Source organism: Alkalibacterium sp. m-11, from assembly GCF_054658155.1.
On the sequence record NZ_BAAGIR010000651.1, the window covers coordinates 1 to 247 of the forward strand.

Genomic DNA, 247 nt, shown 5'->3' on the forward strand with positions numbered 1-247 from the left:
GACGAAGCCGGACGGCTTTTGAATGAATGGTTCGAATCGTTAGGTGTCACACCTGGTATTGTCTCCGCTCTTCATACCTTTGGATCTAAACTAGAATTTAACCCTCATATCCATATGCTTGTGACAAAGGATGGGAAATGGAAGCAATATGACTATATTCCTTACGTCAAACTAAGAAAACAGTGGCAGACGGTCGTCTTAAAATTGATCCGAAAGGTGCTTTCGGAGCGAGCCAAAAAGCAAGTCC

General features: G+C 43.3%; 1 protein-coding gene. It reads left to right on the forward strand.

The window, feature by feature from the left end; genetic code table 11:
• Window positions 1–247: transposase (locus ACYQ2O_RS13790; RefSeq protein ID WP_459771615.1), on the forward strand; the 247-nt coding region annotated here is incomplete at both ends.